The 14179-nt window shown below is 67.8% G+C and carries 13 protein-coding genes, 1 tRNA gene and 1 pseudogene; 10 read left to right on the forward strand and 5 right to left on the reverse strand.

What is annotated here, in order from left to right:
* Positions 1 to 215: 215 nt before the first annotated feature.
* The 3 genes from pgm to JWN03_RS13830 all read left to right on the forward strand — a co-directional run bounded on the left by pgm (position 216) and on the right by JWN03_RS13830 (position 3884).
* Positions 216 to 1856 (forward strand): phosphoglucomutase (alpha-D-glucose-1,6-bisphosphate-dependent), encoded by a 1641-nt coding sequence (gene pgm, locus JWN03_RS13820; protein WP_297614400.1) that lies wholly within the window; start codon positions 216 to 218, stop codon positions 1854 to 1856.
* Positions 1849 to 3063 carry an MFS transporter gene (locus tag JWN03_RS13825; RefSeq protein ID WP_297614402.1) on the forward strand — a complete coding sequence of 405 codons (1215 nt, stop codon included), beginning with the start codon at positions 1849 to 1851 and terminating at the stop codon, positions 3061 to 3063. Before pgm ends, JWN03_RS13825 begins: the two co-directional genes overlap by 8 nt.
* A gap of 83 nt (positions 3064 to 3146) precedes the next feature.
* Positions 3147 to 3884 carry a DsbA family protein gene (locus JWN03_RS13830; RefSeq protein WP_297614404.1) on the forward strand — a complete coding sequence of 246 codons (738 nt, stop codon included), beginning with the start codon at positions 3147 to 3149 and terminating at the stop codon, positions 3882 to 3884.
* A 367-nt stretch (positions 3885 to 4251) separates the two neighbouring features.
* Here the strand turns inward: JWN03_RS13830 and JWN03_RS13835 are convergent, their stop codons facing one another.
* The gene (locus JWN03_RS13835) at positions 4252 to 6327 is read right to left on the reverse strand and encodes a DUF222 domain-containing protein (RefSeq protein WP_297614406.1); all 2076 of its coding nucleotides are present in this window, start codon (positions 6325 to 6327) and stop codon (positions 4252 to 4254) included.
* Between the two features lie 127 nt (positions 6328 to 6454).
* Between JWN03_RS13835 and JWN03_RS13840 the strand changes: the two genes are divergently transcribed.
* The 4 genes from JWN03_RS13840 to JWN03_RS13855 all read left to right on the forward strand — a co-directional run bounded on the left by JWN03_RS13840 (position 6455) and on the right by JWN03_RS13855 (position 8754).
* A tRNA-Ala gene (locus JWN03_RS13840) sits at positions 6455 to 6527 on the forward strand.
* A gap of 159 nt (positions 6528 to 6686) precedes the next feature.
* Complete coding sequence (locus JWN03_RS13845) at positions 6687 to 6935, forward strand: hypothetical protein (RefSeq protein ID WP_297614408.1); 249 nt, start codon at positions 6687 to 6689, stop codon at positions 6933 to 6935.
* 116 nt (positions 6936 to 7051) lie between these two features.
* Entirely contained in the window at positions 7052 to 7846 is a 795-nt protein-coding gene (locus JWN03_RS13850; protein WP_297614410.1) for an alpha/beta fold hydrolase, read from the forward strand.
* Positions 7847 to 8142: 296 nt separating this feature from the next.
* Positions 8143 to 8754, forward strand: coding sequence for a DUF6907 domain-containing protein (locus tag JWN03_RS13855; RefSeq protein ID WP_297614412.1), 612 nt, complete (start codon positions 8143 to 8145; stop codon positions 8752 to 8754).
* A 17-nt stretch (positions 8755 to 8771) separates the two neighbouring features.
* Here the strand turns inward: JWN03_RS13855 and JWN03_RS13860 are convergent, their stop codons facing one another.
* Complete coding sequence (locus JWN03_RS13860) at positions 8772 to 8906, reverse strand: hypothetical protein (RefSeq protein WP_297614413.1); 135 nt, start codon at positions 8904 to 8906, stop codon at positions 8772 to 8774.
* Positions 8907 to 9001: 95 nt separating this feature from the next.
* Here JWN03_RS13860 and JWN03_RS45480 point away from each other — a divergent pair.
* Positions 9002 to 9260: pseudogene (locus JWN03_RS45480) on the forward strand (DUF2306 domain-containing protein); the annotation flags it as partial.
* A 162-nt stretch (positions 9261 to 9422) separates the two neighbouring features.
* On the opposite strand, the gene JWN03_RS13870 reads toward JWN03_RS45480, so the two are convergent.
* Positions 9423 to 11198: an ABC transporter ATP-binding protein gene (locus JWN03_RS13870; RefSeq protein ID WP_297614415.1), complete on the reverse strand. Its 1776-nt coding sequence runs from the start codon at positions 11196 to 11198 to the stop codon at positions 9423 to 9425.
* A 75-nt stretch (positions 11199 to 11273) separates the two neighbouring features.
* On the opposite strand from JWN03_RS13870, the gene JWN03_RS13875 reads away from it, so the two are divergent.
* A complete protein-coding gene (locus JWN03_RS13875; RefSeq protein ID WP_297614416.1) occupies positions 11274 to 11858 on the forward strand; it encodes a TetR/AcrR family transcriptional regulator in 585 nt (194 codons plus the stop codon).
* 34 nt (positions 11859 to 11892) lie between these two features.
* Here JWN03_RS13875 and JWN03_RS13880 read toward each other — a convergent pair whose 3' ends face one another.
* Positions 11893 to 12615, reverse strand: a complete 723-nt coding sequence (locus JWN03_RS13880) for an SDR family NAD(P)-dependent oxidoreductase (RefSeq protein WP_297614417.1) — start codon at positions 12613 to 12615, stop codon at positions 11893 to 11895.
* Positions 12616 to 12722: 107 nt separating this feature from the next.
* Between JWN03_RS13880 and JWN03_RS13885 the strand changes: the two genes are divergently transcribed.
* Positions 12723 to 13364 carry a TetR/AcrR family transcriptional regulator gene (locus JWN03_RS13885; protein WP_297614418.1) on the forward strand — a complete coding sequence of 214 codons (642 nt, stop codon included), beginning with the start codon at positions 12723 to 12725 and terminating at the stop codon, positions 13362 to 13364.
* A gap of 91 nt (positions 13365 to 13455) precedes the next feature.
* Here JWN03_RS13885 and JWN03_RS13890 read toward each other — a convergent pair whose 3' ends face one another.
* Positions 13456 to 14172 (reverse strand): phosphoribosyltransferase, encoded by a 717-nt coding sequence (locus JWN03_RS13890; RefSeq protein ID WP_297614419.1) that lies wholly within the window; start codon positions 14170 to 14172, stop codon positions 13456 to 13458.
* Positions 14173 to 14179 lie beyond the last annotated feature (7 nt).

A 14179-nucleotide genomic window follows, 5' to 3' on the forward strand; every position in this document is an offset into this window, starting at 1 on the left:
AGTGTCTTCACACTGGGCACCCGGATGCTGACCCCGTTCAGTACGTTCGGCTGCCCAACGGTTCGACGGGCTGAGGAGGGCGTTGACAGCTATGCGGTGGCGAACGTCGTGATCGCCTCGCCGAGGCAGCACACCCACACCTCGCCGAGGCAGTGGGTGAGGTCGTGATGCTGATGACCAGCCGGGCACAGGCCGTACGGAAGGGAGCCGCGAGCATGGCGCACGATCGAGCCGGGCGACCGGCACGCGCCGCAGACCTCGAGGACATCGCGCATCTGGTGACGGCGTACTACAGCCGAATTCCGGATCCGGAGGATCCGTCGCAGCTGGTGTCCTTCGGAACTTCCGGGCACCGCGGCTCCAGCCTCGACTGCGCTTTCAACGAGTCACACATCCTCGCCATTACGCAGGCCATCGTGGAGTATCGCGCCACCCGCGGCATTACCGGTCCGGTATATCTGGCCCGCGATACGCATGCGCTGTCCGAACCCGCATGGACCACCGCGCTCGAGGTGCTCGCCGCCAATGACGTCACCGCCATGATCGATTCGCGCGACAGGTACACGCCCACACCGGCTTTGAGTCATGCCGTGCTGCGCCACAATCGCGGCGGCACCCGGCATCAGGCCGATGGCATCGTGGTCACGCCCTCGCACAATCCGCCGCGTGACGGTGGATTCAAATACAATCCGCCGCACGGCGGCCCGGCCGATACCGTCGCCACCGATGCCATTGCGGCGCGCGCCAACGAGCTGCTGCGCGGCGGTCTCGCGGAGGTGCGGCGCACCAGTCTGGCGCATGCGCTGGCCACCAAGGTCGAACGCTACGACTATCTCGATCGCTATATCGGCGACCTACCCAATGTGCTGAACCTGGATGCCATTCGCGGCGCGGGGATTCGGCTGGGCGCCGATCCTATGGGCGGCGCGAGCGTCGACTACTGGGAGGAGATCGGGCAGCGGTACGACCTCGAACTCGAGGTGGTCAATCCGTTCGTCGATCCGACCTGGCGGTTCATGACGCTCGATGCCGACGGCCGGATTCGGATGGATCCGTCCTCGCGGTACGCCATGGCCTCGCTCGTGGCGATTCGCGACGATTACGACATTTCCACGGCCAACGATGCCGATGCCGACCGGCACGGGATCGTGACTCCCGATGCGGGCCTGATGAATCCGAACCACTACCTGGCCGTGGCGATCGAATACCTGATCGCCAATCGGATGGGCTGGGACGCCCTGACCAAGATCGGCAAGACGGTGGTGACCTCGTCCATGATCGACCGCGTGGTCAGTGTGCTGGGGCGCGATGTCTACGAGGTGCCGGTCGGGTTCAAATGGTTCGTGCCCGGATTGTTCAGCGGCAGCCTGGCATTCGGCGGCGAGGAGAGCGCCGGTGCGTCGTTCCTGCGCCAGGACGGCACCGTCTGGACCACCGACAAGGACGGCATTCTGCTCTCGCTGCTGGCCGCGGAGATCACCGCCGTCACCGGCCAGAGTCCGTCCACCCGCTACTCCGAACTCGAGAAGCGCTACGGCAGCCCGGCTTACAACCGGATCGACGCGCCTGCCACCGTGGAACAGAAGGCCCGGCTGGCGGCGTTGACGCCGGACATGATCACTGCGACCGAGATCGCCGGGGAGCCCGTCACCGGAATCCAGACCCGCGCGCGCGGCAATGGCGCGGCGCTGGGCGGGGTGAAGGTCACCACCGAGAACGCCTGGTTCGCGGCCCGGCCCTCCGGCACCGAGGACAAGTACAAGATCTACGCGGAATCGTTCCAAGGCCCCGAGCATCTCGCGCAGGTGCAGGCGGCCGCTGAAGAGATGGTGGGACAGGCACTCTCAGGTGAGTAGCGGCTCCTCCTCCCCGCGCCTTAAGCCCCTGCCGGTAGAGATCTGGGTACTGGTGGGGGCCGCCTTCACCATTGCCATCGGATTCGGACTCGTCGCTCCCGCGCTGCCGCAGTTCGCCCGAAGCTTCGGGGTCGGAGTCGCGGCGGCCTCCTTCATCGTCAGTGCGTTCGCCCTGATGCGCCTGCTGTTCGCGCCGCTGGGTGGGCGCATGGTGCAGAAGCTGGGGGAGCGGCCGGTGTATCTGACCGGGCTGATCATCGTCGCGATCTCCACCGGCGCGTGCGCGTTCGCCCAGACCTATTGGCAGCTGCTGGTATTGCGGTCGCTCGGCGGTATCGGGTCCACCATGTTCACGGTGTCCTCGCTGGCGCTGGTGATCCGTATCTCGCCGCCGCTGGAGCGGGGGCGGGTGTCGGGGGTGTACTCGACCAGCTTCCTCATCGGCTCGATCAGTGGGCCGCTGGTGGGCGGTGCGCTCTCGTTCCTCGGGCTGCGCGCGCCGTTCATCATCTATTGCTTCGCGCTGCTGGTGGCCAGTCTGATCGTGTATGTGGCGCTGCGGGATTCACATCTGGCGGTGCCGGAGGCCGCCAGTGGTACGGCGGTCATGACCTTCCGGGAGGGGCTGGCCAAGCCGCAGTATCGCGCGGCGCTGTGGTCCAACTTCGGCAATGGCGCGGCCGTATTCGGGGTGCGGATGGCCTTGGTGCCGCTCATCGTGGTGGAGGTGCTGAAGGAGGATGCGGCGCTGGCCGGCATTGCCCTGACCGTTTTCGCGGCCGGAAATGCGTCGGTGCTGTTCCTGTCCGGGCGCTGGTCGGATCGCCTGGGCCGCAGGCCCTTCCTGATCGCGGGCACGCTGATCTGTGCGATCGGCACCACGGGACTGGGTCTCGCGCAGACCTTCCCGTGGCTGCTGGTCGCGTCCTGTATCGCGGGGATCGGCTCCGGCATGTTCTCGCCCGCGCTGCAAGCCGCGGTGGCGGACATCGTGGGCCCGGGTGTGCGCGGTGGGCCGGTGCTCGCGGGTTATCAGATGTCCGCGGATCTCGGCACCTTCCTCGGGCCGTATCTGATCGGTACGCTCGCCGACCAGGTCTCCTACGGGGTAGCGCTCGGGGTTACCGGCGTCATTCTCGCCACCGCCTCGGCGGCCTGGATGGTGGTGCCGGAAACGTTGCGCCGCAGGGAACCGGCCCCGGCGTAGCGGGCGCCACAGTGGGCCCGCGCCGGATATGAGTTGCGGGGGTGAGTGGGCGCGTTCGACGCCGGTGCGGCAGAGTGTGGCGCGTGAGCGCACCGTCCTCGAAACACACCCCGCAGCCGGTATCGAGCAAGACCACGTACGCCCTAGCCGGCGTGGCGCTGGCGGTGGTCGTCTTGGTCATCTTCGCGCTGTACCAGTGGAACAGCGGCGGCACCGTCGCGGTGCGCGATGACGGGTACGGCCCGGTGCACAATCCCGACGTGACGGTGGCCATGGACTCCGACGGCGCGATCGTGCTGGGCAAGTCCGGGGTCAAAACCATTGACGTCTACGAGGATCCGCTGTGCCCCGCCTGCGGGCAACTGGAGAAGACCTACGGCCAGGAGATCGCCAAGCAGGTCGACGAGGGCAAGCTCGCGGTGCGCTACCGCCTCGTCAACTTCCTGGACTCGCGCTCGCGCAGCAAGGACTACTCCACCCGCGCCGTCGCCGCCAGCGAATGCGTAGCCCAGGCCGGTGACGGCCCCGCCTACGGCAAATTCCACACCCTCCTCTTCACCACCAAGCAGCCCGAGGAGGGCGGCCCCGACCACAGCAACCAGGACCTCGCCACCATCGCCAAAGACGCAGGCGCCACCGACGACACCCTGAAATGCATCACCACCGCCGACCGCCTCGACTCCGCCCGCAACCACGCCGAGGCAGCCATGAAGGCCCTGACCGCCGCCTCCGGCGGCGGCGCAGCCACCCCCTCTGTCTTCATCAACGACAAAAAGATCGACGTCACCAAAAACGACTGGGTCCTCAACGCCACCAAGTAATCCCGCCCCCACCTCCCATTTCGTTGGGGTGGGATGGGGTGGGGTGCGGCCGGTCGAGGGCGCCGGGGCGGCCGCACCCCGGGCGGGAGTCGCGTGCCAGTCGCGGCTCCCGGGAATCGGGTGTGCAGGAATTGGTGGGGTGCGGCCCATCGGGGCCTCAGGAGAGCCGCACCCCGGGCAGGGAACCGGGCTGGCAGCACGGCTCCGTGGTCAGGGGTGGGAAGGGCTGGGGCTCATCGAGTTGCGGGTCGCGCGGGGCCGCGCTCGTGTCGTGGTCCTGCCGGGTCGGGCCGGGGGTGGCTCGGACCGTGCGGCATGGAACTCGGGGTGCGTGGGCCGGACCGGTGGCCCAGGGCGGGTGCGGGGATCACCGCGGTGCGGGGCGAGCCGGGATGGTGGGGATGTCGTTCTCCGGGGTGGAGCGGGAGAGCTGGGGGTGGAGTAGGACGTGGGTGTCCAGGGGGTAGGCGATGTCGGTTGTCGCCGGGGCGGAGAGGGTAGCCGGTTCTTCGGGGAGGCGGTAGGGGCGGTGGGGTGGTTTGGCGGGGGCGTCGATATCGGTGTGGGGGAAGAGGTATCGCGCGCCTTCGCGGATGGTTTCGTGTGATTCGCCGCTGGGGTCGATCCAGCGCATGCGGTCGGTGTCGGCGAGGTAGACGCGCCAGGGTTGTTTTCCGCTGTCGGCCAGGACTTTCAGGCGGTGGTGGTGGGAGCAGAGGACGGCGCGGGGTGCCGCGCTGGCCTGGGGTGCGCGGCGCATCCGTAGCGAATCGAACTGGGAGAGCAGGGTTTCGGCGGCGGGCATGGTGCAGCCGGGGAAGCGGCACAGCCCGTCGAAGGCGCGCACCTCGCGTGGGGGAGCGGCCGAGAACGGGGGTGACACCTCGACTTTCGCGGCCGCGGAGTTGCGCTTCGAGCCCGCGGGATGAGCTCCCGGCGCTCCGGAACCCGCGGCCTGGCGCGCCGCCGCGCGAAGTGCCTCGGGCGCAACCGAATCGGCGGGAACTTCGTACAGCCCCGCTGAACGTTCCCAGGGCGCCATCGGAGCGGTCGGATTCCGCCGCACTGCCGAGGAGCGCGGCCCCCCGATCCGAGGTACCGCCGACGAGCTCGGGTCGGGAGTCGCCGGTGCCGCAGAAGGACTCTGGTCGCCGGCCGCGGTTGCCGCAGAAGGACTCTGGTCGCCGGCCGCGGTTGCCGCGGAAGGACTCTGGTCGCGAGCCGCGGTTGCCGCGGAAGGACGCAAGTCGGGAGTCGCCATTGCTGTAAAAGGACTCTGGTCGTCGTCGGCAGTTGCCGTCGATGAGTTCGGGTCCGCGATGGCAGGTGTCACCGGTGAGTTCAGGTCAGAAGCGGCAGGTGCTACGGAAGGGCTGCGGTCGCCGATGGCGGGTGTTGCCGCTCGGCGCGGGTCGCGCGTCGCGGTTGTTGCGGACGGGCTCGGGTCGCTGGTGATGGGTGCGATCGATCGGCTCGGGTCGCTGCCGGCAGATGCCACCGATCGACTCGGGTCGGCGGCGAGTGCGGGCTCGGGGGCGGCGAAGTATTCGGGAATCACTTGGAAGCGGGCGTGTTCGGCGAGGGTGCGGGCCAGGGCGGCGTCGACGGGGCCGAAGCCGGAGAGGAAGGCCGGATCGTCGCGGAGGCCGAGAAGGGTTTCGGCGGACATGCCGACCTGGATGAGCGGGCGGCGTGGTGTGGCGGGTGCACCGGCCTGCGGGCAGTTCTTACCGTGGGTGCAGCCGCAGGTGAGGCGGCCGGTGCCGTCCGCGAGCGCGACCAGCGCATCGGCGCGGCGCTGCGGCATGGTGCGCGGATCGTCTTCGCACACTTGCAGACTCATCTCACGCAGCCGCATGGCGACGGTTTGCGCGCCCGCGGCGGGGAGCAGGCCGTCGAAGACCGCCATACCGTCGTGCACCGCGCGGATTCGCACATCGCGGTCGGACTCGCGCGCCTCGCGCCGGCGCTGTTCACCCTCGGAGTCCAGGCGAATCACCCAGCGCCGCGCCGTTTGCCGCAGCCGGCCCGGATCGGAGCGGGTAGCGGCCTCGATGAGCTTGGGCTCCAAGGCTTCTCGCACCTCACGCGAGAGCCCGCGCATGGCCTCGGTAATGACCTGCACCCGCGACAGATCTATCCGCCCCGCCGCGAATGCCAGGCTGGTCTGCGGTAGTGAGTCCAGCGCCAGCCCGATATCGATGAGCGCCGCCGCCACCGCCTCGGACACCTGCACCGCGACCGCCACTTCAGCGGCGGCGAACTCACCGGCCCGGATCCCGCCCGGTCCGGGTTCGGCATTTCCGGCGCGATGCCGGCGATACACCTCCCGAATGGCCGTGATCTCCGCTGCCTGCGCGAACGCCGCTGCCCCGTGTGCCCGTCGCAGCGCTTCGATCAGCTCCGCATCGCCCATCGCCTCCGCCTCTCCGCTATCGAACATGTGTTCGACACTACGCCGCGAAGATCGCCGCCGCCAGCATTTGTGCAGGCGATTTGGTTTGTTCCGTGCAGGTCGTGTAACTTCTTTCAAGCAAGCGGGGCACGCCCCGCGAACAAGAACTGAACATGGGGCTATGGCGCAGCTGGTAGCGCACCACACTGGCAGTGTGGGGGTCAGGGGTTCGAATCCCCTTAGCTCCACTCGAATGTTTTCCTCACCGAAACCGTCCTCTCGAGGGCGGTTTTCGTGTTTCCGGGGGCGAGTGAGGCCACCGGCTCGACAGTGGCCACGGTCACAGGATCGCGTACCGCTTGGTTCGTGAGTGGTACCAGCGCACCAGTATGTGATCGAGTACTCCTGTGGGAGACGAACCTGGCGCCTTCGCCGAACACCGCGATATCAGGCCGGCGGACGAGAGACCCTTCAGCCCCGGGGGTCGCATCGACGACTACGGCACCTACCGGTTCGTCTGCCCTGTCCCCGATTGCCGATGGTTTCACGACGAGAACACCACCCAGGACAATCCGGGATGGCGACAGCTCGTCGAGGCGGCGATAGCCGCACATCTCGCTGCCGAACACGCCCCCCGGACCGCTCCCGAGGCATGAAAAGTTCTGTGCTCCAAGATATTCGGAACTGCGAGAAGCTCACACCGCCCGAATGACCTCTGAACAGCGTGTGTTCGGTTCGCGACACCGCACGGCGGCGCGGTTACGCTACCGCCATGCCGTACGTCAGTACTGATGGGGCCCGGGTCTTCTACACCGACTCCGGCCGCCGAGGCCTGCCGACCGTGGTGCTGGGTCACGGATTCTTCATGGATCTGTCGATGTTCGCGCCGCAGGTGGAGTTCCTGGAATCCGCCGGTTTCCGGGTGCTGTGCTGGGATGCGCGTGGCCACGGCGGCACCACCGCCGATCCGGAGAGCCCTTTCAGCTATTGGGATTCGGCCCGCGACCTGCTCGCCGTAATGGATGCCGCCGAAGTGGAGCACGCGATCCTGGGCGGCATGTCCCAGGGCGGCTATGTGGCCCTGCGCGCGGCACTGCTCGCGCCGGAGCGCACGGATGCGCTGATGCTGTTCGATACCGAGGCCGGAGCTTCGACCCCGGCCGAGCAGGCGGACTACCGCGGCCTGTTCGATGCGTGGACCAATCCGGACGTGCCGCTGAACGAGCTGGCACCCGGGCTCGCAGCACAATTGATCGGCGGCACTCTCGCCGATCAAGCGCCGTGGCGAGGCAAGTGGGCGGCCAGTGACCGCCCTGCGATCCGGCAGGCGGCGTTATGCCTGATCGAACGGGAGTCCCTGGCGGATCGCCTCGGCGAAATCAACTGTCCGGTGCTGGTCCTGCGCGGTGAGCTCGACCGGTCGAGCACCGCGGACAAGTCCGAAGCGCTGGCTTCCGGCCTGCCCGCGGCCGGTCCGGTGGTGACGATCCCGGGCGCCGGTCATGCGCCGAACTGGACGGCTCCGGACCTGGTCAATGCCGTGATCGACGAGTTCCTCACGCGCTGAGCAGACTCGCCGGACGGCTGTTCGATGCCGATGAACCGCTGGAACGGCGCATCGGCATCGGGGGGTACCTCTGGCCAGAGGTACCTCTGGCCAGCGGTTGCGGAGAACCTTTACGGCCGTGATCGCGACATGTTCTGATTGCTCCCGGCTCGTGCGCGGCCTCATGTTCTCCCCGTCCATCGGAGTGCGGGGACCTGCTGCGAGGGCTGCGCGAAAGGGGGCGCAGTCCTCGCGACGGGGAGTCGCTCCGAGTCCGCAGTATCGGTTCGGCTCGATTTACTCAGGGGTTGCTCGAGATGACAACCGTTCTACCTTGTCCGGCATGGTGCGTCGATCATGAGGAGCCGGACCCGTTCGACCCCTGCGACGGCGGCCGCCACTGCGGTCAGGAGATATCGGTGCCGGTCGGTGTTTCGACGCGCCAGGTACTGCCCGCGATGTTCGTACAGCTGAATGCGCACGACTGTAATGGGTTGCGGCACAGCTGGATTGATCTGATCGTACCGAGCCGCGTGCATGCGGAGATGACCGTGCCGCAGGCCCGCGAGGTCGCCGCCGCACTCATTGCCGGAGCCGACTGCTGGGATGCGCGCATGCCGGCAGGCGCTCTGCTGCAGCCGCATTCGTGTCCCTTGTGGTGCAAGCAGCACGAGGAGGCGCGAGCGGTCGATCCGCTGGTCGATCGGTGGCACTACGGCTGTGCGCGGGTGGTCCCGGTGACGGGCCCGTGGCTGTCGGGCACCGAGGTTCGAGTTCGATTGTGCGCCAAGGACTCCGGTCTCGGCCGTCGAGTTGTGATCGGCCTGATCGTGCAGGACGACGATACGCCCGAGCTCACCGCCGCCGAGGCCCGCCGGATGGCTGCCGCACTACTCGATGCCGCCGATGAGATCGCCGGTGCTCGGTAGCCGCCGGATCCGGGTCGCTACAGCCTGAGCAGCGCCGTGCGCGTGCTCGCGGCGAGGTCTTCCGGGGGCTGGTCCAGGCCGAAGTATTCGGGTGTCGGTCGCAGTACGAGTTCCGAAAGGCCGTGCAGCGTGGCCCAGATGGACCTGGCCATGAGTTCGGGCGGGGTGGACGGGGCGAGGATCTCCTCTGGGCCCCTGGCAGTTCTCCCGATGGCTGCGCACCCGGCACCGGCGAGTCCATCGCGGCATGGGCAGGGTCTATCTGAGTACCGTTGCGGTGGGCGCGATCGCGGCATTCGTCATGTCGATGTTCAGCTCGGTCGCACTGCTGGGATTCTTCGGCTTCGGCACCCTGGCCATCCTGGGGGTGGACGGCCTGGCGTGCCTATCGCGCCGCCCGCTCGCGTGATTTCGCCGGCCACCAGGCCTGGGCGATCCGCAATTTCGCACTCACCTATGCCGCGGTGACGCTCCGATTGTGGTTCGGCGCACTGATTTTGGTGCAGCTGCCGTTTGTGCACGGGCCGGACGCGTTTACCGCCATCTCCACCAATGCGTACGCGCCGCTGGCCTTCTTGGCGGTGGCTGCCCAACCTGGTCATCGCCGAGTTCATGATCCGCCGCCGCGGCCTGCCCGCCCTTCGAATAACGGTGCAGGAGGCCGCTTCTCAGACGGAGGCGAGCGGTGGCGTGGCGATGCGCAAGGCGCTGACGAGTTCGCGGTAGAGCGTGTCTCCCGCGAGGAGTTCCGCATGGGTTCCGGTGGCACGGAGCGCGCCGTCCTCCATCAGCCAGATGGTGTCGGCATCGATCACCGTGGAGAGCCGGTGCGCGATGGTGACGACGGCGCTGTCCCGTGCGATGTCGTGGATGATGTCCTGAACCGCCGCCTCGGTGCGGCCGTCGAGCTGTGCGGTCGCCTCGTCCAGCAGCAGCACGTCGGGTCGCCGGACAATGGCGCGCGCCAAGGCAATGCGCTGGCGCTGACCGCCGGAAAGGCTGGTGTGCGCCACCGGCTCATCCAATCCGCCGGACAGGCGCCGCACGGTGTCGGCCAGTCCGACAGCCTCCAATGCCGCCCAGGCTTCCGCATCGGTGGCGTCCGGATAGCGGTAGATCACATTGTCTCGCACGGTCCCGGCCAGCAGCGGCGTCTCCTGCTCGACATAGCTGATGCGCGCGCGGATGCTGTCGATGCGCAAGGTGTCATAATCCGTGTCGTCCAACATGATTCTCCCACTGTCCGGTCCGTAGAACCGCAGCATGAGCGAGAACAGCGTGGTCTTGCCCGCTCCGGACGGCCCGACAACGGCGGTGTGCCCGCGCCGTGGCACGGCCGCGGTGAGATGACTGAGCGCGGGCTGAGTGCCGCCCGGATAAGTCACCGAAACATCCTCGAAAGTCAGCACATTGCGACCCGTCCTACTGGTTGAGTCGGCGCTTCCGGCGGAAAGGTCTTCGGTGCGAATAGATTCCGCCTCCCGCAGCCGTGCCGCCGCGGCGACCCCGGACTGGAGTTGCGCCACCTGCGTGGTCATCTCACCGACAGGGTCCGCGAGCTGAAATGCGTACAGCAGGAAGGCAACCAGGGTGGAGACCGCGAGCTCGCCCTGTCCGACCCGCCATGCGCCGTAGGCGAGAATGACGATAATGCCCAGCTGGATACCGCTGCCCGCGACCGTCCACGCGACCGCCTCGATGCGCACGGCCCGCACGGCATGCCGCGCCGAGGTCCGCGCTTCGGCGATCACCCGCCGGCTCTCCCGCTCCTCGGAGCCACTGGATTTCACCGTGCGCACCGCCCGGATGCCGCCTTCGAGAATCCCTCCGAGCCTGCCCACGGATTCCTGGGCCTGCCGCTGCGCGATGGCGATGGCGGGCATGAGCCAGCCCGCGAGCACCGCGATGATCAGCACCGCGGCCAGCGTGCACAGCAGTAGCGGCACATCCAAAAAGGCCATCAGGATCAGCGTGCCGACCAGCGAGATGGCGCCGTTGATGAGATGAATCAGACTGGAGGATGCGGCCTCACGCAGCAGCAGGGTGTCCGAGGTGACCCGGGTGACCAGCTCACCGGGCGGGCGGAACTGCAGATCCGGCAGCACCCCGCGGAAGAACCGGCGCACCAGACTGGCCCGTGCGTCGAGCACGATGTGCTCGGCAATGCGTCCCAGCAGAATCCACTCGGCCAGTCCGAAGCCCGCGCCGACTACCAGCAGAGCGGCGAGCAGCGAGATCGGCGGCACCAGCGAACCCGCCGCACCGACCGAGTCGAGGATCCATTTGGTGGCGAGCGGTGTGGCCAGAGCCGCTGCCGTATAGCCGAATCCGAGGAACAGGGCAAGCAGCAGCCGTCGCCGATGTGGGCGCACGAAAGACCACAGCACCTGCAGGTGCTGTCCGCGTCCGGCAGTGGTGGACACAGTGGTTGCGGTATCTCGCATTCCTGTAATGGAACACTATTGTTCCATTACAGTCAAATGATGAACCCTTTAGGGTCACCTGATACCGTTCCGGCTATGACTGCCACCGCTCCCGCCGCGCGAACCGGCGTCCGAGCCCGCACCCGCGCGGCCATCCTGGATGCGGCGGCCGAGGTCCTCACGGCGACGCCGACGGCCTCGCTGGGTCAGATCGCCACCGCCGCCGAGGTCGGCCGCACCACCCTGCACCGCTACTTCCCCGAGCGAATCGATCTGCTGCGCGCGCTCGCCCGGCACGTCACCGACCTCAGCAGTCAGGCCATCGTGCGCGCCGAACCGACGGGCGGCACGCCGCTCGCGGCGCTGCGCCGGGTGGTGGAAGGCCAGTTCGCCCTCGGCCCGATCCTGCTGTTCGTCTACACCGAGCCGACCCTCGCCGGTGACAGCGCACTCTGGGACGAACTCGAACGCGGCGATGATCCGGTGGACGCGGTCCTGGTCAGAGTGCGCGAAGCCACCGGCTCCGCCCTCCCACTGCCCTGGATCCGCCGCACGTTCTGGGCCCTGCTCTACGCGGGCTGGGAGGCGGCCAAGGAGGACGGCACGCCCCGCCACGAATTGGTGGACGCCATCATGACCACCCTCACCCGCGGCGTCCTCTCCGAACCTGAACCCGCATAACCGAACCCGGCCGCGGCGCAGATCCGGTTCGCCGCTATTCGGGAAAGCCGACGTCTACCTCGACGCTGTCGCGTTCGAGGTACATGCGCCAATAGTGTTCACCCAGTTCATCATTCGACAGGCGATTGATCTCGATGCCGGCGGGAACCAGTTCCGGATGGTTGTCGATGAGCTCCTCCGCGAAGCTGCTTCCGATGAGAACGCCGATATTCAGTACGCCCGCGTAAACCCCCGTGCCGTTCAGCTCCGCCGCGAGCTGCTGCACATAACCGCGCTGGGCGGCCAGGGCCACACCGAAATTGGCGAGGTGCGGCCACGCCACGTGCGGTGAGGAGCCGGAGGAGAAGAGCAGCGCACCGTCGCCGCGAGCGATCATGGCGGGCGCCAGGGCGCGCGTCATGAGAATCGGCGAGTGCAGTTTGAGCGCCATGGGCACGCTCAGTCCGGATACGTCCAGGTCGAGTGTGGACGGAATGCGGTCGGCCATATCCCCGGTCGCGCCGTGCACGGCGACATCGATCTCGCCGAAGTCCGCGCGAATCGCGCCGACGGTGTCGCGCATCTGGGTCGCGTCGGTGACATCGGCGGGAAACGCCACGGCCTCGATCCCCTCGGCCTGCAGGTCCTTGACGTGTTGTTCGGCCTTGTCGGGTCGACGCCCGACGACCGCCACCTGGAACCCCTCCCGGCCGAATACACGTGCGGTGCCCATGCCGAGTCCGGGTCCGAAGCCGAAGATCGCGATGGTCTTGCTCATGTGGTGCCTCGCTAAGTTGAGCAGTGGTTCAAGTTACTACTCGACGCTAGCATTAAGTTGAACCCATGCTCAAGATATTTCGAGCCCCGGATTTGTAGGATCGGCGAATGTCCTCGAACAAGCCGCTCCGCCTCGACGCGCGCCGCAATCGCGATGCGCTGGTGACCGCGGCCCGCGAGGTATTCGCCGAACGCGGCCTCGACGCCCCGGTGAAAGAGATCGCCGCCCGCGCGGGCGTGGCCATCGGTACCCTCTACAACCGCTTCCCCACCCGCGACGAGCTCATCGCCGCCGCCGTCGAGGACCGCATCGAGTCCGGTGGCCGAATTGCCGAGCAGGCCATGCTGATCGACGACCCGTGGGAGTCCTTCACCTACCTGGTCGAGAAGGTCTGTGAAGTGCAAGCCGGCGACCGCCTGCTCAATGAACTCGCGGTTCGTGCCGCCCCCAGCGCCGCGATCGCTCGCGCCCGCGAGGACGGCCACCGGAAGATGCGCGAAATCGTCACCCGTGCACAGCAAGCCGGAGCCCTGCGCCCGGACTGGGTGCTGGAGGACATCGCCTTCATCACCTGGGCGCACACCCGGATCGTCGAGGCGACCGGGACGCTGGCTCCGGACGCCTGGCGTCGCCATCTGGCCTTCGTCTTCGACGGCCTGCGCGCCTCGGCCGCGCACCCGCTGCCGGTCCCGCCGATTACCGAGGAGCAGCTCATGGACGCGCTCGGAGCAGGCTCGGAGCCGTCCTGACCATTGCGGGCTATGGTGGGTAGGTGGGTGTCATCGGTGAACTATTCCCAGGCAAGAAACTGGACGACGAGGGCAGTGGCGACAGCGACGGTCAGGGCCATCGCCCGCGCATGGATGTCGATCTGGATGCCGGCGTAATCCGGCTGGCCCCGTCGAAGCCCACCGGCGAATCGGATGCAGCGGCCGAATGATTCGTGCCCAGCATCGACGCGATGTCGGTGCTGGTGGTCGGTGCGGAATCGCGATACCACTTGTCGGCGGTCGGCGGTTGCGCCGGAGCATTGAGGCAGACGATCTTGTCCGCATAGGGGGACAGGCCGCTCAGCGCCTGCCGCCCTGCCACCGGGACCGCAACGGCGACGCGAATGGCTCCGTGCATGCGCGCCATCCGGCAGGCATCGCGCACGGCGCCCGCCTCGGTGAGACAGTCGTCCACGATGACAACGGTGCGATTCTCCAGGCGCACCCGCGGATCTTCGCCGCGGTAGCTGAAAGCATTGTGGCGCAGGATCTTCCATTGCGCCTGCTGCGTGTGTTCGCGTTCCGGATCGCCGAGCTCACCGCGCGCCACGGCGGCGGTGTCGATCAGCAGGGTGTGGTCCTCGCCGAGCAGCCCGTAGACAAGATCGGGGCAGCGGGCCACGGCCAGCGGCAGTACCAGGATCACATCCAGGAGTACGTGCAGCCGGGCGGCGAGTTCGCTTGCGACGCGGACCCCGCCGCCGGGCAGGGCGAGTACCACCACATCATGGCCGCGAAAGGCCGACAGCAGTCCGGCCAACTGCCGGCCCGCGTCGTTGCGGTCCATGAACGGC

This window comes from Nocardia sp. (assembly GCF_025465275.1).
In the GTDB taxonomy this organism is placed as follows: domain Bacteria; phylum Actinomycetota; class Actinomycetes; order Mycobacteriales; family Mycobacteriaceae; genus Nocardia.